The sequence below is a fragment of the Treponema sp. TIM-1 genome (assembly GCF_046533115.1).
Classification (GTDB): Bacteria; Spirochaetota; Spirochaetia; order Treponematales; family Breznakiellaceae; genus JAIRMO01.
The window spans coordinates 59,113-77,326 of the sequence record NZ_JAJQRC010000004.1 but is presented as its reverse complement, the minus strand read 5'-3'; the positions used below and the strand labels follow the sequence as shown (position 1 = coordinate 77,326).

Annotated in this window: 15 protein-coding genes; 7 read left to right on the top strand and 8 right to left on the bottom strand. The window is 53.3% G+C overall.

Annotated elements, in window-relative coordinates; genetic code table 11:
• Positions 1 to 97 precede the first annotated feature (97 nt).
• From LQZ21_RS03600 to LQZ21_RS03575, 6 genes are all read left to right on the top strand, one after another.
• Entirely contained in the window at positions 98 to 1,126 is a 1,029-nt protein-coding gene (locus LQZ21_RS03600; protein WP_411042797.1) for a uroporphyrinogen decarboxylase family protein, read from the top strand.
• Between the two features lie 48 nt (positions 1,127 to 1,174).
• Positions 1,175 to 2,659, top strand: a complete 1,485-nt coding sequence (locus LQZ21_RS03595; protein WP_411042796.1) for a sensor histidine kinase — start codon at positions 1,175 to 1,177, stop codon at positions 2,657 to 2,659.
• On the top strand, positions 2,637 to 4,187 hold the full coding sequence (locus tag LQZ21_RS03590; RefSeq protein ID WP_411042795.1) for a response regulator: 1,551 nt from the start codon (positions 2,637 to 2,639) through the stop codon (positions 4,185 to 4,187). Before LQZ21_RS03595 ends, LQZ21_RS03590 begins: the two co-directional genes overlap by 23 nt.
• Positions 4,188 to 4,495: 308 nt before the next feature.
• A complete protein-coding gene (locus LQZ21_RS03585) occupies positions 4,496 to 5,506 on the top strand; it encodes an energy-coupling factor ABC transporter permease (protein ID WP_411042794.1) in 1,011 nt (336 codons plus the stop codon).
• Positions 5,496 to 6,302 (top strand): cobalt ECF transporter T component CbiQ, encoded by an 807-nt coding sequence (cbiQ, locus tag LQZ21_RS03580; RefSeq protein ID WP_411042793.1) that lies wholly within the window; start codon positions 5,496 to 5,498, stop codon positions 6,300 to 6,302. Before LQZ21_RS03585 ends, cbiQ begins: the two co-directional genes overlap by 11 nt.
• Before the next feature lie 38 nt (positions 6,303 to 6,340).
• Complete coding sequence (locus LQZ21_RS03575; RefSeq protein WP_411042792.1) at positions 6,341 to 7,033, top strand: energy-coupling factor ABC transporter ATP-binding protein; 693 nt, start codon at positions 6,341 to 6,343, stop codon at positions 7,031 to 7,033.
• Between the two features lie 37 nt (positions 7,034 to 7,070).
• Here LQZ21_RS03575 and mutL read toward each other — a convergent pair whose 3' ends face one another.
• The 5 genes from mutL to nrdR all read right to left on the bottom strand — a co-directional run bounded on the left by mutL (position 7,071) and on the right by nrdR (position 12,330).
• Entirely contained in the window at positions 7,071 to 8,876 is a 1,806-nt protein-coding gene (gene mutL, locus LQZ21_RS03570) for a DNA mismatch repair endonuclease MutL (RefSeq protein ID WP_411042791.1), read from the bottom strand.
• Between the two features lie 2 nt (positions 8,877 to 8,878).
• Positions 8,879 to 9,115: an exodeoxyribonuclease VII small subunit gene (gene xseB, locus LQZ21_RS03565; RefSeq protein WP_411042790.1), complete on the bottom strand. Its 237-nt coding sequence runs from the start codon at positions 9,113 to 9,115 to the stop codon at positions 8,879 to 8,881.
• A gap of 25 nt (positions 9,116 to 9,140) precedes the next feature.
• Positions 9,141 to 9,695 carry a glutaredoxin family protein gene (locus LQZ21_RS03560; protein ID WP_411042789.1) on the bottom strand — a complete coding sequence of 185 codons (555 nt, stop codon included), beginning with the start codon at positions 9,693 to 9,695 and terminating at the stop codon, positions 9,141 to 9,143.
• A gap of 89 nt (positions 9,696 to 9,784) precedes the next feature.
• Entirely contained in the window at positions 9,785 to 11,866 is a 2,082-nt protein-coding gene (locus tag LQZ21_RS03555; protein WP_411042788.1) for a ribonucleoside triphosphate reductase, read from the bottom strand.
• Positions 11,867 to 11,868: 2 nt separating this feature from the next.
• A complete protein-coding gene (nrdR, locus tag LQZ21_RS03550; protein ID WP_411042787.1) occupies positions 11,869 to 12,330 on the bottom strand; it encodes a transcriptional regulator NrdR in 462 nt (153 codons plus the stop codon).
• A 349-nt stretch (positions 12,331 to 12,679) separates the two neighbouring features.
• Here nrdR and LQZ21_RS03545 point away from each other — a divergent pair, with 349 nt between their 5' ends.
• Positions 12,680 to 13,816, top strand: a complete 1,137-nt coding sequence (locus LQZ21_RS03545; RefSeq protein WP_411042786.1) for a glycosyltransferase family 4 protein — start codon at positions 12,680 to 12,682, stop codon at positions 13,814 to 13,816.
• Here LQZ21_RS03545 and lon read toward each other — a convergent pair.
• From lon to clpP, 3 genes are read right to left on the bottom strand one after another with little or no spacing between them, the layout of a single operon-like run.
• Positions 13,810 to 16,365 (bottom strand): endopeptidase La, encoded by a 2,556-nt coding sequence (lon, locus tag LQZ21_RS03540; RefSeq protein WP_411042785.1) that lies wholly within the window; start codon positions 16,363 to 16,365, stop codon positions 13,810 to 13,812. The two genes, LQZ21_RS03545 and lon, sit on opposite strands and share 7 nt — an antisense overlap.
• Positions 16,362 to 17,615, bottom strand: coding sequence for an ATP-dependent Clp protease ATP-binding subunit ClpX (clpX, locus tag LQZ21_RS03535; RefSeq protein ID WP_411042784.1), 1,254 nt, complete (start codon positions 17,613 to 17,615; stop codon positions 16,362 to 16,364). Before clpX ends, lon begins: the two co-directional genes overlap by 4 nt.
• The gene (gene clpP, locus LQZ21_RS03530; RefSeq protein ID WP_411042863.1) at positions 17,599 to 18,213 is read right to left on the bottom strand and encodes an ATP-dependent Clp endopeptidase proteolytic subunit ClpP; all 615 of its coding nucleotides are present in this window, start codon (positions 18,211 to 18,213) and stop codon (positions 17,599 to 17,601) included. The genes clpX and clpP overlap by 17 nt, the downstream gene beginning before the upstream one ends.
• Position 18,214: the final 1 nt, after the last annotated feature.

Genomic DNA, 18,214 nt, shown 5'->3' with positions numbered 1-18,214 from the left:
AACAGGGCTGCGGTTCAGGCGGATCCGATTCGTCTGAACCGCATTTATTCCGACCGGCACAGGATTTACGAAAGTCGACGGAGGTATGGAGAATATTATGACCGGATATGAACGGATCAATACAACGCTCAAAGGAGGCTGTGCGGATAAGGTTCCGCTCATGCTTCACAGTTTTATGCCCGCCGCTGCCGAAGCGGGTTTTACCATGACGGAGTACCGGAACAGCGCCAGGAATATGGCCGATTCCCACCTTAAATTCGCCCGGAAGTACGGCCTCGACGGCATACTCCTCGATGTTGATACCTGCATGGAAGCGGGGGCCGTCGGAGTTCCCATAGATTTTCCCGAGGATGGTACGCCCCGGGTTAAAGGCCCCGCATCGGATAATATCGACGGGCTCATGGAAATGGTGACCCCTGAAAAACTGCATACATACGACCGCATCAAGATACAGCTTGAGGCGGTTGCAATTATGAAGAAAGAGGCGGGAGGCGAATTGTTTATCCGGGGAAACTGCGATCAAATGGCCTTCAGTCTTGCCATGCTGAGTTACGGCATGGAAAATTTTCTGGCCGATTTGCTGGACGATGAACTGGAAGAAAAAATAATCCTCCTCATCGACAGGGCCCTCGATGTACATCTGGAATACCACCGCATGATGCTTGAAGCGGGGGCCGATATTACCAGTTTTGGGGATTCCTCCTGCGGTCCCGATGTGATAAGTCCAGAATTGTTTCTGAAATACTCCCTGCCCTTCCATAAAAAACTACATCAGGAATTGGCAAAGATGAATGCCGGTACGATCTGCCATATCTGCGGAAACCTTGATCGCATTATTGATGATGTGGCCGCCATAGGTTATGCGGGAGTTGAGATAGACTATAAAACCAACATTGAAAACGCCGCGCGGGTGATGAAAAACAGATCCGTTGTGTTCGGTCCCATAGATCCTTCCGGGGTGTTCTATTTCGGTACGCCGGAATTGATGCGGAAAAAAACCGGCGAGGTACTGGATTATTTCCGGGGTCGGGGCATTGTACTGGGCGCCGGATGTGCAATCCCCAAGGGGGCGCCCGAGGAACTTATACGGACATTTGTTGAAACTGCCCGCCTCTATCCATTATAATAGACGAGGGGGCGGCCGGAATTGGGTAATAAAAGTATCGGATCCAAAATGATGCTTTACACCGTGATTCTGGTCATCATGGTAGGCATGATCGCCGGTATCTGTTATTTCAGCAGCGGCAGTTTTTCCCGCGAGTACAACAGGATGGCCGACCTCTACCGGGAACTGAGCATGTTCTATACGCAGATGCGGGAATCCCGGAGTAACGCGCAGAATTACTTTTACAACATGACCGTCGAGGATTTAAGCCGGTATTACTCTTCGATGAACGCCGCCGCCGGAAGCCTCAATACGATTATGAAACTGGTTGACGACGGCGATTTATGGTTCCGTTTCAAAATACTCAACAACATGGTGGAAAGCTGCAATGAACGTTTTGAGGAAATCAAACGTGGCAGCAATATCCGCCTTGGCAATACCGTAAATTATCAGTACCTTATCTACCTTTTTGAGCTGACCGACGGTACCCAGCGGGAATACTACAGTTATCTGGTTAACTATACAAAGGTCCGGCAGCTTATCCTGCGGAATTCCTGGTGGCGCCTTAACCTTGTCGTCTCGGTTATTGTAGCATGTATTTTCCTTGCCGCCCTGGTTTTTTCCGTTAACTCTTCCCGCTGGGTAACCCGTCCGATTAACTGTATCGTAAGCAATATCCGGAAGATAAAAGAAGGTGAATACGATCTGAGCGAAGTAAAAGATTCGGGTCCGGAATTCGCAATTTTGGGCGAAGCCTTTGATGATATGGCAGATTCGATACGGGCAAACATTCAGAATATCGAGACCAACGCCCAGCTGCGCCAGCAGCTTCTTGAAGCGGAAAATGAGAATCTTAGGATGAACGAACTGCTTATCGGCTCGGAACTCAAGATACTGCAGGATCAGATGAATCCCCATTTTTTGTTCAACACCCTGGGTATGATATCCCGAATCGCCGCGATGGAACATGCGAATCAGGCGGCCGAATTAATGGATATAACCACGGATCTTCTGCGCTACAGCATGGACAAATCAAACCGCATGTCTACCCTTTACGAAGAGCTTGAATGTGTCCGTAATTACCTGCATATCCAGCGGCTGCGTTTTGGGGATCGTATCAGTTTTGAACTTAAAATCGATGACGGCCTTCCGAATGTGATGCTCCCGGGAATGATGCTGCAGCCCCTGATAGAAAACGCGGTACTTCACGGCGTGAACGAAATACTGAACGGCGCTGTGGTAGCCGTATCGGCAAGTAGAAAAAACAACCTGCTCTGCCTTGCCGTAGAAGATAACGGCAGGGGGATGTCCGGCGAAAAACTGGAGGAACTCTTAAACGGCGATTCCTATCCTTTGGAAAATTCCGCTTCCCGCATACACATAGGCATCCTCAACGCAAAAAAGCGGATAGAAATGCTGTACGGCAGTTCCGCGACATTCCATGTGGAAAGCACCGAAGACGTAGGTACCCTTGTTTCAATTTCCATAGCGTGTGACGAAATACCCAGGCTTCCGGGAGGCAGTACTTCTCATGTACACAGTAATGGTTGTTGAAGACGAGTATATCGAACGCCAGGCCCTGGTCATGATGTTACGCGGCAATTTTCCTGAATTGTCCATAACAGGGGAATCCGGTAACGGATTTGAGGCGGTTTCCCAGGCCTATTCCAAAAAACCCGATCTTGTGCTGGTCGATGTTGGGCTACCGGGCAAGAACGGACTGGACGTAATTGCTGAGATTCAGTCCTTCTCGCCTGAAACTACCTTTATCATCATATCTTCCCATGACAACTTTGAATTTGCTCAGCGGGCCATACAGCTTGGGGTAGAGGATTACCTGCTAAAACCGATCCGCCTTGAATCGCTGAGGGCGGCAATTTCCTCAAGCGTTTCCCGGAAGGAAAGCCGTTACGAGGCAAGTACCGCCGCAACGAATCTACTTAACCGCATGGAAAGCATACGTCCCCTGATAGAAAGCGATTTTATATATTCGGTGGTTTCGGGCGGCCAGAGTGAAGCCCAGCGTAAGCTGCTTGCCTTTTTGGGGTATGAAAACAGTTCCGGCGTGTGTCTTGTCATTTCCCTCCGTACTGGCGCAAATCATCCCCATGTATCGATAAAAAGCTTTTTGGAAAATACCGGCCAAAGGGCGTTAAGCGGTTTTTTTAACAACCAGTCGATTATTTATTTTTTGATGGAAAGCGGGGCGGAGAATGACAGCCTCGAAGAACTTTGCCGGATTACCCTGACATATTTGGAAAACAACTACAAGGATTTTTATATCGGCGTCAGTGAACTTGTGGCAGGGGGAAACAACTGGTCCACCGCCTACAGGCAGGCAAGAATTGCCTTACAGCACGCGGAAGAAGAGCAGCAGCGCATAAAGAGGTACGACAGGGCCGTTATGTTTTATTCCGACGGAATTCCGGAAAACCCCGCAAACGGCGGAGGAAAGCTTGCGATATGGGTAAGCCTCTTTGTACGGAACATATTGGATAACAGGGAAGATCAGCTGGAAAAACTGGCCGGGGAAATATGCCTTGCGTTAATGTCGGGAAATGAATTTTACGCTGCCCGGGAAGAAGCCTATAAACTGATCATCCTTCTGGAGCAGGAACTAAAGAAGGCCCTGCCGGTAACGGAACTACGGACAGACGAAGACGCCGGTATACTCAAAGCCGATGAACCCAGGCATCTGGAGATGTGCCTGCTCTCCCATGTAAAGCGGCTTTTCCGTTTGATCCACGAGACGCGGGATCAAAACAAAAACTACTTTGTTGACAGGGCCGTGATGTACATTAAAACCAACTACCAAAAGGAAATTTCCCTGGGAAGCATCGCCAATGAGATAAATGTCTCTCCCTACTATTTGAGCAAACTTTTTCGCAAGTATACCGGCAAAACCTGTACGGAACTAATCGCGGAAGAACGGATCGAGGCGGCAAAACGGCTGCTTATTCAAAATTACAGCTCCAAGGAAACCTGTTTTCAGGTAGGATTTAACAGCCAAAACTACTTCGTAAAAATATTCAAGAAATACGTTGGGGTAACCCCCGGCGAGTACCGTAATGCCTCTATTTAATGGGGACGTAAGGGTGACGGTAATGCAAGGGGCCGGGTAGAATCGGGGAGTTACCTCCCCTAGGTGACATTTCTATTGGTTGTTGACACCCCGGCTAAATTATTACATTGACATTATCCGCCGGTAGATTTATACTATCTCTGTTCCATAATGGGTACTTTAAATACGCTGTCATGAAGACGGTTTTGGTTTAGGGTCAAGCCCCGGTTATGGTAACTCCGAGAATGAATACCACGAAGGTATTTAATGCTGCCACAGCGGCATACAAGTAGGCTGGTATTTTATTTTTTGGAGGTATTGGTATGCATATGGCTGATGCGTTGATTTCGCCCCTGGTTGGGGGAGTCATGTGGACCGCTGCGGCGGGTTCCATCGCGTATTCTACGGCAAAAATCAAAAACGAGTTGGGGGAGAAAAAAGTACCCGTCATGGCGGTGACCGGGGCCTTTGTTTTTGCCGCCCAGATGATCAATTTCACCATTCCCGCCACCGGTTCCAGCGGTCATATCGGCGGGGGTATCCTGTTGGCGGGTCTTTTGGGGCCCTTTCCCGCCCTGTTGACCATTGCCGCGGTCCTGATAATCCAGGCCTTGTTTTTTGCCGACGGAGGGCTTTTAGCCCTGGGTTGTAATATCTTTAATATGGGCGTTATCCCCTGTTTTGTCGTATACCCCTTGCTCTTTAAGCCGATACTGCGAAAGGGTTTTTCCGTGTTCCGGATTGGCGGTGCGGCCCTGGTTTCGGTGGTGGTGGGCCTTGAGCTTGGGGCCTTTGGGGTGGTGGTGCAAACCCTCTTTTCAGGGATCACCGCTTTGCCCTTTTCCACCTTTGTTTTGCTTATGCTGCCCATCCACCTGGCCATTGGCGTGGTGGAGGGAATAGTGACCGCCCTGGTCCTCAATTTTGTGTACAAGATGCGGCCGGAGATCCTGGAGAGCAGTGAACAGCGGATTCCCCTGGCAAAAACCGTGCCGGTAAAAAAGGTGGTCCTGCTTCTGGGGCTTATCACCCTTCTTGTGGGGGGGATCCTCTCGATTTTTGCCTCCGCTTACCCCGACGGGCTTGAATGGGCCATGGAAAAAACCGCCGGTACCGCGGAGCTGGAGGCGGAGGGCCCGGTCTTCCGGCAGGCAGAGGCCATTCAGGAGGCCACCGCTTTTATGCCGGACTACAATTTTCCCGGCGCCGAGGAGGATGGTTCCGTTGCGGGGACCGCCGTGGCGGGCATTGTGGGGGCGGTCCTAACCTGCCTCCTTGCGGGGGCGGCGGGTTTCATCATTTATCGCCTAAAACTCCGTCATTCGGGAAATGCTGCGTAACATAGGGGCGCTTTATTCCCTGGAACAATTGTCCTCGGGGAATAGCCTCCTCCACCGGTTGCATCCGGGGGTCAAGATGATCGCCACCATGTTTTTTTTGGTGACGGTCATCTCCTTTGACCGGTACAGTTTCGGCCGCCTGCTGCCTTTTCTCTTTTATCCCAGCATCACCCTGGCCCTGGCGGGAATTCCCCTGGGGCTGGTTTTAAAACGCGGCGCCATAGCCCTGCCGTTTTGTCTTTTTGCGGGTTTGTCCAATCTTTTTTTTGAGGGTAGTACCGCCCTGGTGATCGCCGGTATCCCCCTCAGTTACGGGTTGATTTCCCTGTTTACCCTGATCCTGCGGACCGGTCTTTGTGTGATGGCCGTGCTGATCCTGGTGGCCGTAACCCCCTTTACCCAGCTTTCGGGCCAACTACGGTCTTTTTATGTGGCCCCGGTTTTTATCACCCTCCTGGAAATTCTCTACCGGTATATTCCGGTCCTTCTTTCTGAAGGGGCTTCCATGGTTTTAGCCTATACCATGCGGAGCGGCAGGGCCCGGGGTATCCGGATGTCCCATATGGGGAGTTTTGTGGGTTTCCTTTTTCTCCGCAGCGCCGACCGGGCGGAACGGGTTTATGCTGCCATGAAGTGCCGGGGTTATTCCCTCCGGTTTTCCGTAAAACATCCCCGGCCCCTCTGCCTTGGGGATGGGATCTTCCTTGCCCTGGTGTGCGGCGGTTCCCTTCTTTTCAGGATGGTGGATATTCCCCTCTTTTTAGGCTCCTGCCTGGGCAGGTTAGTATCATTATAAGCTTACGGCAGGTAACGGCGGCTTACTCCGACGGTACCGTGGGGATCCGGGACGTGAGTTTTGAGGCGGCCCCGGGGGAAAGGATCGCCCTGGTGGGGGCCAACGGCGCGGGCAAGACAAGCCTGCTCTTGATCCTGGCGGGAGTATTGCCCCTCTTGTCCGGGGAATTTACCCTGGACGGTATCACTATAAAGGCCGGTCTTGCGGAAAAGGCCCGGCCTTTCAAAAAAGACCGGCTATCCCCCATGGATGAACTGCGCTGCCGGGCGGCCCTGGTGTTCCAGAACCCCGAGGATCAGCTTTTTATGCCCACCATATACGAGGATCTGGCCTTTGGTCCCCGCAATATGGGCATGGGTGAGGACGAGGTCCGCCGCCGGGTAGAGGAGGTCCTGGAAAAACTGGGCATAAGCGGCCTTAAGGAACGGTCCCCCTTAAAACTCTCGGGGGGTGAAAAACGCATAGCCGCCATCGCCTCGGTATTGACCATGAATCCCTCGGTAATGCTCTTTGACGAACCCACGGTGTTCCTCGACCCCAAGGCCCGGCGGAACCTGATCCGGGTTATGGCCTCCCTTCCCCATACCAAGCTGGTGGCCACCCATGACCTCAGTTTCGCGGCGGAAGCCTGTGATCGGGTGATCCTCCTCCGGGAAGGCAGGATCCTGGATCAGGGCAGGGCAGCGGATATACTTAAAAATAGCGGGCTTTTAGAAGAAGTTTTTTTGTAGGAACCCAATCTCATCAATAACGAAGTACGACAAGCTGCTAGAGACGCCGGACCGCCCGGAAGAGGTCTTCCCGGCTCAGTTCGGTCCAGATGGGTCTGCCGTGGGGACAGCGGGGCAGGGGGAGCTTTAAAACGGCCTTCGCCAGGGCCAGGGCCGCGGTGTCGTCCAGGTAATCCCCGTCTTTTATTGCCCCGTGGCAGGTAAGGGTGGCCGCCCATCGTTCGGTCATATCTTCTCCCGCGGTTTTAAGCTTTAAGATTTCCTTAACGGTTTCGGCATCCCCCAGACGCCAGTTAACCGGCAGGGCTTCGATATACCAGAGCCCGGCTTCCCCTCCGGTAATGATTATACCGAGTTTAGCCAGATCTTCCCTCCGGCGGGAGAGGAACCGGTCATCCTCCTCACTTTCGGTCGTAAAGGGGAGGGGCACCAAAAGTTCCTGTTTTGGTATGGCCTCGGCCATAAAGCGGTTATAGAGGAGCCGCTCGTGGGCGGCATGTTGATCGATGATAAAAAGCCGGTCCTTCCATTCTACGAGCAGGAAGAGGCCGAAGGCCCTTCCCAACAACCGGGGGGCCGGTTCCCCATCCGATCCAAGCTCCCCGTAGGGAGGGGCGTATTCCCCGGTGAAGAGGGGCGGCTCCCCTTCCGGAGGGCTCCGGCCCGGGAGCGGCGCAAAGGACCGGGGGGTTTCCAACAAGGCTTCCAGGGCCAGCGCCGAGGACCGGGAAAACGCGTCTCCTTCCCCTGGGGGGTAATCTGTTTTTTTGCCTTCGTCAAGCTCATCCCAGAGCTTATTTTCCCCATCGAAGAATTTTTCCGTTCCCGCCATATTCCGGTGACGGCTGAAATCCCGCAGCGCCTGGGTAATCGCGTGGTGTATGGCCCCGGCATCGACAAACCGCACCTCTTGTTTGGCGGGATGGATGTTAAAATCCGCCAGGGCCGGATCTATGCTCACATATATTCCCCCTATGGGATGGGTTCCATTGGGAAACCATCCCTGAAGGCCGTATTCCAGGGCCTGAAGCAGGGAATAATCCTGGATCCGCCGGCCGTTGGCAAAGACGTATTGCTGCCGGCGGTCGGTCCGGTATAATTCGGGCCCCCCCGCCACCACGGTTACGGAAAATCCAGATCCCCCAATGGGGATCTCATACAGAAAAAGTCCCTCGGTACCGGTCAAAAGGGCCTGGGCAAACCGTTCCTTTCGGCTGGTAACAGCGGGAAGAAACAGCTTGAGCTTTCCGTCCTGGATAAAACGAAAGGAAACCCCATAAAAGGCCAGGGCTTTATCGATTAAAGCCTGGCGGCAGAGGTTTGCTTCGCTCCCCGCCCGCTTTAAAAAGCGTTTCCGGGCGGGAATGGTATCAAAAAGTCCCAGGGTCCGGACATTGGTTCCCTGGGCCCGCCGGGTCTGGGTTATCCGGGGGGGTGTTGTGTTTCCCGGGCCCACCACAAGCTCCCAGGCCTCCCGGCCGTCGATACTGGTGAGGATCTCCAAACGGGTCACCGCCGCCGCCGCCGCCAAGGCTTCCCCCCGGAAACCCAGAGTTTCGGAAGTATTCAGGTCGTCCAGGGAACGGATTTTGCTGGTGGCATGGGTATACCAACACAGTTCCAGATCTTCCCGGGTCATGCCCCCCCCGTTGTCGATTACTTCGGTTCGGCGTATGCCCCCCTCGTCGATAACCAACTCCACCAGGGTGCTTCCCGCGTCCAGGGCATTATCGATAAATTCCCTGACCAGGGCTGCCGGCCGGTTCACCACTTCCCCGGCGGCTATCTTCCGGGCTTCCTCCGGAGGAAGGATCTGGATCCGGGACTTCGTAAGGGTATCCATCCTCATGAACCTTCGTCATCAAAAAGACCCAATTCGGGATTCTCCTCAGGCCGCGCTTCAGGGCTATTCATGAGGATCTCGATACGGCTTTCCACCCGTTCCAGGTCTTTTTCCAGGGAGCGGGCCAATTTTATCCCCTCCTCAAAGGCTTTAAGGGCATCGTCTAGGGGGATTTCGGGCTTCCGGATCTTTTCACCCAGCGATTCCAGTTTTTCAAGCCGTTCCTCAAAATTTTTCATCCTTCCTCCGGTGCCGGAACCAGTCCTACATGGAAGCCGCCTCTTGATAGGCCGCTTCGTTCGGCAGGGCTAATTTACTAAAAGAAGCGATAGCCCCCGGGTCCCAGGCACGGCTCACCTCTTTCCCATCCTTGGAAAGCAGGATCGCCGTTGGAGTGGATTGTACCTGGCGTCTTACCGCTTCGGCAAGCCCCTCTTCGGTATCGGCGTTGATATAATCCACCGGCATGCCCAGCCGTCGGGCCGCCTCTTTGGCGGAAGGACAAGCGGGGCAGGCGGGACGCACAAAGAGCAGCACCCGCCCTTCGGTTCCCGCCCGGACTTCCCCCTGGGCAGACCGGTTGGTCTTGACCTCCGGGGGATCCCCTGCCGTCCGGGTGGCGGGAAGAACCGTTTCCCCGGGGCTTACTTTGTAAAGCCGCCGTTCCCCGTATTCTTCCCGTTTCCCCTTGTTCCAGTTTCGTACCGACCGGTAATAACCGACAATACGGCTGTACACTTCCGCGGTCGTCCCCTCCGTATGGGAAAGGGCCTCCCTCGCCGCGGCCAAATCCTTGTCAATGTCCTCAAGGTTTCTCATGTATTACTCCTAAACCAATCTATTTTGTTTATCCCAAAGCGGTTTCATAATCCGATGATCCGCCATGGTTTAAAAAAATCTCCCCGATTCTAAGCCCCCACCCCGGCGGTTTCCAAGGCCGCTACGACTAAGGCCCGTTCTTGTTCCAATGCAATGATCTGTTTTTTCAGTTCCTCCTCTTGTTCTTCCTTACACCGGGGACAGTGAAAATGCTCTCCCTGAAGGTACCCGTGGATGGGACATACGGAAAAAGTAGGGGAAATGGTAAAATAGGGGATCCGGTAATTATAGGCCATGGCCTTGACCAGATCCCGACAGGTACGCCAGTCTTCAATGGCTTCTCCCAGAAAGGCGTGGAACACGGTTCCCCCGGTATAGGCGGTTTGAAGCGCTTCCTGGAGGTCCAGGGCATCGAAGATATCCTCGGTCTGGGTTACCGGGAGCTGGGTCGAATTGGTGTAGTAGGGTTCCCCGCCCCCGGCCGAACCGGCGGTAATGATCCGGGGATATTGCTGTCTATCGTGTTTTGCCAGGCGGTAGGAGGTAGACTCCGCCGGGGTGGCTTCCAGATTAAAAAGTTCCCCGGTTTCCTCCTGAAAATCCGCGAGTTTTTCCCGCATAAAGGTCAAAACCTCCAGGGCAAAGGACCTTCCCTTTTCGGTGGCTATGGTTACGTTACTCCCCAAAAAATTAAGGATGCATTCGTTCATCCCCACCAGGCCGATGGTGTTAAAATGGTTATCCAGATTGTTAAGATACCGTTTGGTATAGGGGAAAAGGCCGCTGTTCAGGAGACGGGTCACCACCTTCCGTTTGATGATGAGGCTGTCCTTGGCCAGGATCATAAGGTCCTGGAGGCGGCGGTAAAGGTCCTTTTTGTCCTTGGCCAGGTAGCCAATCCGGGGGAGGTTAATGGTAACCACCCCCACGGAACCGGTAAGTTCATCGGATCCAAAGAGGCCGCCCCCCCGTTTCCGCAGTTCCCGCTTGTCAAGCTGCAAACGGCAGCACATGGACCGGACATCCCCGGGATCAAGGTCGGAATTGACGAAATTCTGAAAATAGGGGGTCCCATACCGGGCGGTCATTTCAAAGAGGGAACGGACGTTATCGCTTTCCCAGTCAAAATCCGCGGTGATATTATAGGTGGGGATGGGGTACTGGAACCCCCGGCCTTCGGCGTCCCCTTCCAGCATGAGCTCGATAAAAAGCCGGTTTACCCTATCCATCTCATCCTTACAGTCCCCATAGGTAAAGTCGGTTTCCCGCCCCCCCACCACGGCCTTTTTGTCCTTGAGGTCCGCGGGGACGGTCCAGTCCAGGGTTATATTGGTAAAGGGGGCCTGACTTCCCCAGCGGCTGGGGGTATTCACTCCAAAAACAAAGCTTTGGAGGCACTGTTTGATCTCCTTATCGCTTAAATGGTCCGCCTTGACAAAGGGAGCTATATAGGTATCAAAGGAACTGAAGGCCTGGGCTCCGGCCCACTCATTCTGGAGGCAACCCAGGAAGTTCACCGCCTGCTGCATCAGGGTGGAGAGGTGTTTCGCCGGTTTGGAGCTGATCTTGTCCGGCACCCCCCCCAGGCCGTCGGCGATAAGCTGCCGGAGGGACCAGCCCGCGCAATACCCGGAAAACATGGAAAGATCGTGGATATGAAAATCCCCGTTCCGGTGGGCCTGGGCAATCTCCTCGGGATAGATGTTTTTGAGCCAATAATTAGCGGTAATGCTCCCGGAATTGTGGAGGATCAAGCCCCCCAGGGAATAATTGACATTGGCGTTCTCGTTTACCCGCCAATCCTCCTGTTTTAAATAACCGTCCATGGTGGAATCGATATCCAACATGAGTTTTTTCGCATCCCGCAGGGCCTCATGCCTGGCCCGGTACAGGATATAGGCCTTGGCCGCGGCGGTTTCCCGGGCCTCGATCAGGGCGGTTTCCACCAGATCCTGGATCTCTTCTATGGCGGGAATAGAATGGGGGTGCCTGGTGGTCATCATATCCTGGATCAGCTCTTCGACCCGGGCGGTGATGCCCTGCACTGTTTTTTCGGCCTCCTCGGCATTTTTTATGCCCACCGCGGCAAAAGCCTTGGCTATGGCGTTATGGATCTTCTTTTTATCATAAACCTCCAACTCCCCCGAACGCTTCACCACGTTTTTCAACATAATCAGGATCCCCCTCCCATTTTTTGTATTTCCCGAACAAATTCGTCCAGATCAGTAAAATGCCGGTAAACCGAAGCAAACCGGATATACGCCACCTTATCCAGGGTACTCAACTTTTCCAGAACCAAATTTCCTATGACCGAGGCATCAATTTCACGGCTTCCCTTCCCCAGGATAGCTGCGGAATCTTCAATTTCATTGACCAGGCTTTCGATATTCATTTGGGAAACCGGCCGTTTTTCCAGGGCCCGTTCCACCCCCCGTTCGATCTTTTTCCGGTCAAAGGGCTCCCGCCGGCCGTCCCGTTTGACTACCATAAATTGTTTATCTTCGATCCGTTCGTAACTGGTAAAACGATACCCGCAGCCGTTACACTCCCGGCGGCGGCGGATGGCCTCACCGTTTGCCAGGGTCCGGGACTCAATAACCTTATCATCATAATTACCACAATGGGGGCAGCGCACGGGTCTCCTCAATTATAAAAAAACAGACACCAGATATAGTGCTTTATTTTAGTATACGCATTATATCACGCTATACCTTGTGTCTCAAGAGGGATAAGGGTAAAAAAAGAGAAAAATTTAAAAAAAAACAAAAAACCGGAGATTTTAATCGAAAGGATACGGTATAATAATACCGAATAATATGGTATAATAACCCCGCGTTTCAAAATTGAAGTTTTGAAACAGCCTTGGGATATTTTTTACGGGGAACTTCCTCCCCAGGATCGGGTCGTAACCACCTACTTGTTTGGGGTTTCTCCTCCTGATATGTTGTTCGTCTTATAAGGGGGTCAAATTCTGCCGGAGGTTCATGATGAAGATAGGTATTGATACCTTCGCCTGTAACGGTGGTAAATCCGGGGTGGGCGTTTATTTGACCCAGTTATTAAAGAGGATACCTCCCTCGGGTGATAGGTATGAACTGTTCGGGTGGGCTTTTGACCGTTTCGCCTACAGTGAGGTCGCCCCGGATATGGAATTTATCCCCCGGTGTTCTATCAATGGAAGTACCGCCAATTCCCTGTGGCACATGTTTAAATATCAGAAATTCGCCGAAACCCGGGGATATGACGGGTGTTTTTTCCCCGCCGCCCACCGGCAGCTTTCCTCCCGTTCATCCTTTCCGTCCATAGGAACGGTTCACGATATGGAGGCCTATTGGGGAACCCGGAAAACCAGGAAACATCTAGGGGCGATCCTCCGGGTGGTGCTGCCCAATTCCTTACGGAAGCTGGATCGTATCATCGCGGTCAGCCAATTCGTAAAGCAGGAACTGATAGATCTGGTCAGGGTTAAGGAATCCCGGATAGAGGTGATCCCCAACGGGGTAGACCTCACTGCCTTTTATCCCCGGCCCCGGAATGAGGAAAGTGTGGTACTGATTCAACCCTTTAGTTTCCGCCGCCCCTATATACTTTTTGTCTCCCGGATCGACCATCCCGTGAAAAATCATATCCGGCTGATCGAGGCCTTTGGTATTTTTAAAGAGCGGACCCGGTATCCCCACCGTCTGGTTCTGGCTGGCACCGACCGCCATGGGGCGGATAAGGTAAAGGAAGCGGCGGCTAATTCTGTCTATAAAAAAGATATCTTTTTTACCGGTTATTTCCCGGTGCAGAACCTGCCGGCGCTCTACGCCGGGGCGGATATGGTGGTGTTCCCCTCGATGTACGAGGGGTTTGGTATGGGGGTATTGGAAGCCATGGCCTCGGGGGTGCCGGTGGCCTGCGCCCGGGCAGCCTCCCTGCCGGAAGCGGCGGACCACGCCGCCCTTTATTTTGATCCCCGAAGCGCGGAAGATATGGCGGATAGGATGGTGACCCTTTCCACCAACCGGGAAATTTACCGGGAATGTCGTGCCCTGGGGCTTGAACGGGTGCAGTCCTTTTCCTGGGATCGTTGTGCCGAACGGACCCTGGCCATAATCCAGGAGATCGTGGCTCAGTAGGGGCTTCGCATCTTCCGCGGAAGTTTTTGCGGGGCCGCCCCGGTCCGGTCGTTTTTGGTCTGTTTTGGCCGTAATCCGCTTGTTTTTTGCGGATTAGGCTTGGAGATTTTGGGAAGTTTCGGGGCGGCGGATTTGGGCCGGGGCGTCCGCCGTATTCCCCCTTCAAAAAGCAACTCCAGGGCTTCATCGGCGGTTTCCACAAAATCCACCGCCACCGAGGTTCGCAGGTCCTTGTCCAGTTCCGCCCATTCGTCCCGGTTATCCGCCGGGAGCAGTACCCGTTCCATGCCGTTCCGGTTGGCCGCAAGGAGTTTTTCCTTGAGCCCGCCGATGGGAAGGATCCTTCCGGTCAGGGTGAGCTCCCCGGTCATGGCAATGCCCGGCTTGGGGGGTATCCCGCAAAGGGTGGAAAGCAGGGAAGCCGCCAGGGTTATCCCCGCCGAGGGCCCGTCTTTGGGGATGGCCCCCTCGGGAACATGGAGATGAAAATCGGTTTTTCCCACGTCGGCTACGGTAAATTTATACCGGTCCTGGGCGCTCCGCAGGTAGGAAAGGGCTATCCGGGCGCTTTCCTTCATCACGTCCCCCAGGTTTCCGGTGATAAAAAGCTCCCCGGTTCCCTCAAATTTGACGGTTTCCACCGGCAGCATGGTCCCGCCGGTTTCGGTCCAGGCAAGGCCGTAGGAGACCCCTACCCGGGCTTCCTTAAAAACCACATCTTTTTTATATTTCCGCCGGTCCAGGAGTTTTTCCAAATCCTCAGGACGGATGATTTTTTTAAATGAGTGTATGGGCCGTTCGCTTTTTTTTCCGTACTCCTTCTCCACCGCCTTCCGGGCAATACGCCGGACACAGCGGGCAATTTCCCGTTCCAGGCCTCGGACCCCGGATTCCATGGTCCAATGCCGGATTATTTCAAGGACCGCCTCGTCTTTAAAACTAATCGACGCCTGCTCCAAGCCGTTTTCTTTCAACTCCTTGGGGACGAGAAATTGCTGGGCTATGGCGAGTTTTTCCCGTTCCCCATAACCGGGGATTTCAATAATTTCCATTCTATCCAGCAGCGGGTAGGGGATCTGGTGGAGGGAGTTGGCGGTGGTGATAAACAAGACCTTGGAGAGATCATAGGGAACTTCCAAGTAGTGATCCGTAAAGGTCCTGTTTTGTTCCGGGTCCAGGACTTCCAGCAGGGCGGAAGCGGGATCTCCCCGGAAATCGCTGGAGAGTTTGTCGATCTCGTCCAGCAAAAATACCGGATTTATGGTCCCCGCCTTCCGCATGGACTGAAGGATCTTGCCCGGCAGGGATCCCACATAGGTTTTCCGGTGTCCCCGGATCTCCGCTTCGTCCCGTACCCCCCCCAGGGAGATCCGGACAAAGGATCGGCCCAATGCCCGGGCCACGGATTTACCCAGGCTGGTTTTCCCCGTTCCCGGGGGACCGACAAAACAGAGAATAGGGCCCCGGATTTGGGAATTGCCGGGGTCCCCCTCCCCGGAAGAAGCGATCAGGCAGCGGACCGCGATATATTCCAGGATCCGTTCTTTGGCTTTGTGCATATCAAAGTGATCCTCGTTGAGGATCCGCTCCGCCTCCGTAAGGTTTCCGGAATCAACGCTGGATGCTTCCCAGGGGAGATCCGATATCCATTCCAGATACCCCCGAAGGACCCCCGCTTCCGGGGATAGGGGCTGGAGCTTACGAAGCCGGGTGATTTCCTTTCTGGCCTTAAACAGTACCTCTTCCGGGGGATGCCGTTCTTCAATAGAACGTTCCAACTCGGCGAATTCATCCTCTTCCTCGTCCTTTTTTCCCAGTTCTTTATTGATTTCTTTCAGTTGTTCGTGGAGTATATATTCCCGCTGGGTTTTTTCCATGCGGCTTTTCACTTTCCCATTGATATTTTTCTGAATTCCAAAGATCTCGTTTTCTAATTCCAGGGTGTCCAGGATCGCTTCCAGGCGTTCCGTGGTGTCGGCGATGCGTAAAAGCTCAATTTTCCGTTCCACCTTTACGGCAACCGCATGGGCGACAAGATTTCCGAGGCGTTCGGGATTTTCGATTTTTTCCACCGCCGCGATGGTTTCCGTATTTATTTTTTTGGAGAGCTCCGCATATTGGACAAAAGATTTCTGAACCGTCCGGATCAAAGCGAGCATTTCAGAATCAGGCAGTTCTCCGGAAGACAGGGACCTTATCGGTTCAAGCCGTACCATGCCATGGGCGTTGAATTTTTGCACCGAGCTTATATTCGCCCGGTATTCCCCCTGCAGAACCACCCGGAAGGTATTATCCGGGAGTCTAAGGTGTTGTACTATCCTGACCACGGTACCGACCGGGTAGGTTTCCCCGGTCTCGGCGGAACCCTTGAGGCATACCGCAAACAGCCGGTGATCCCGTTTCAGGGCTTCTTCCACCGCGGCGATCCCCGTTTTATAGGTGATGAACACCGGGAGCATGGTATGGGGAAATAAAACCAATTCCCGCAGGGGGAGCAGGGGAAATTCTTCCGGCGGATTCGAATTTTTAAGAGCCGAAAGAAGCTTCATGCGCTTTTTTGAAGCGGATGAATCTCGGGCGGATCCGACTTTTCTACCACATCCTGGGTAATCACTACCCGTTTTCCCCCTTCCATGGAGGGAATTTCAAACATGATATCCGTCATAAGCCGCTCAACAATGGCCCGTAAGCCCCGGGCGCCGGTTTTTTGTTTGATCGCCGTATCGGCGATGGCGTTGATGGCCCCTTCGGTAAATTCCAGCTTTACATCGTCTATGGCTAGGGATGCCTGGTATTGTTTTACAATGGCATTCCGGGGTTCGGTGATGATCCGCCGGAGGTCTTCCCTTTTTAGCTCTTCCAGGCTCACCGTGATGGGGAGCCGGCCGATAAATTCGGGGATCATCCCAAAATGGATCAGATCGTCGGGATGGAGGGAATCATAGAGTTCCTTCAGGTTCCGTTCGGATTTTATTTTGACATCCGTTCCGAATCCCATGGGATGCTGGACCACCCGTTGTTCGATAAATTTATCCAGCCCCACAAAGGCCCCGCCGCATATAAAGAGGATGTCCGTGGTATCGATCCGGATCATCTCCTGATTTGGGTGCTTACGTCCTCCCTGGGGGGGCACCGAGGCGATGGTCCCCTCTATGATCTTAAGGAGGGCCTGCTGGACCCCCTCCCCGGAAACATCCCGGGTTATGGAAACGTTTTCCCCCTTCCGGGCTATCTTATCAATTTCATCGATATATACGATGCCCCGTTCCGCGGCGGCGATATTGCCCCCGGCATTTTGGATAAGTTTGAGGAGGATGTTCTCTACGTCTTCCCCCACATATCCCGCTTCGGTCAGGGTGGTGGCATCCACAATGGCAAAGGGCACCTTGAGCTTTTTTGCCAGGGTTTTTGCCAGCAGGGTTTTTCCCGTGCCCGTGGGGCCGATGAGAAGGACATTGGATTTTTCTATTTCCACATCATCGGGGTCCTTGGCGGGGTTTGCGATCCGTTTATAGTGGTTATACACCGCCACGGAAAGGGCTTTTTTGGCGTTATCCTGGCCTATGATAAAAAGATCCAGGTAGTTTTTTATCTCCTTGGGGGTGGGGATATCACCGGTAAACTGGGTGGAAAGATCATGATCCTCTTCGGAGAGGATCTTCCGGCATACTTCCACACATTCATCACAGATAAACACATCATTAGGCCCGGCAATAAGACGCCTGGCCATATCGGCGCTTTTCCCGCAAAAAGAGCAGGATCGCTCATATCCTCCGGAACCATTACGAAGTCGTGCCATATTTTTCCCTCGTTAATACCCGATCTGCCACACCGTAAGCCACCGCATCCACCGCGGCCATATAAAAGTCTCTTTCCATATCTACGGCAATTTGGGTTATTTCTTTACCCGTATGTTTTGCAAAATATTCAATCGTAAGCTTTTTGAGCCTTAAAATTTCCTGGGCCTGGATACCGATATCCCTTGCCTGCCCCTGGGCTCCCCCCCAGGGCTGGTGGATGAGTACCCGGGATGAGGGCAGGACCAGCCGTTTTCCCGCGGCCCCCGCGGTCAGGATCAAGGCCCCCATACTGGCCGCTTGTCCCAGGCATATGGTTTGCACATCGGACTTTACGTATTGCATGGTATCGTATATCGCCAGCCCGGCCGTAACGGAGCCCCCCGGGGAATTAATATAGAGGTTGATATCCTTTTCCGTATCCTGTCCATCCAGAAAAAGGAGCTGGGCCACCACCAGATCCGCGGTGATATCGTTGATTTCTCCATCCAAAAAAACGATTCTATCCTTGAGAAGCCGGGAGTAAATATCATAGGACCGTTCCCCCATTCCGGTTTGTTCAACCACTATCGGAACAAGGTTATTCATATTTTCTTTCATG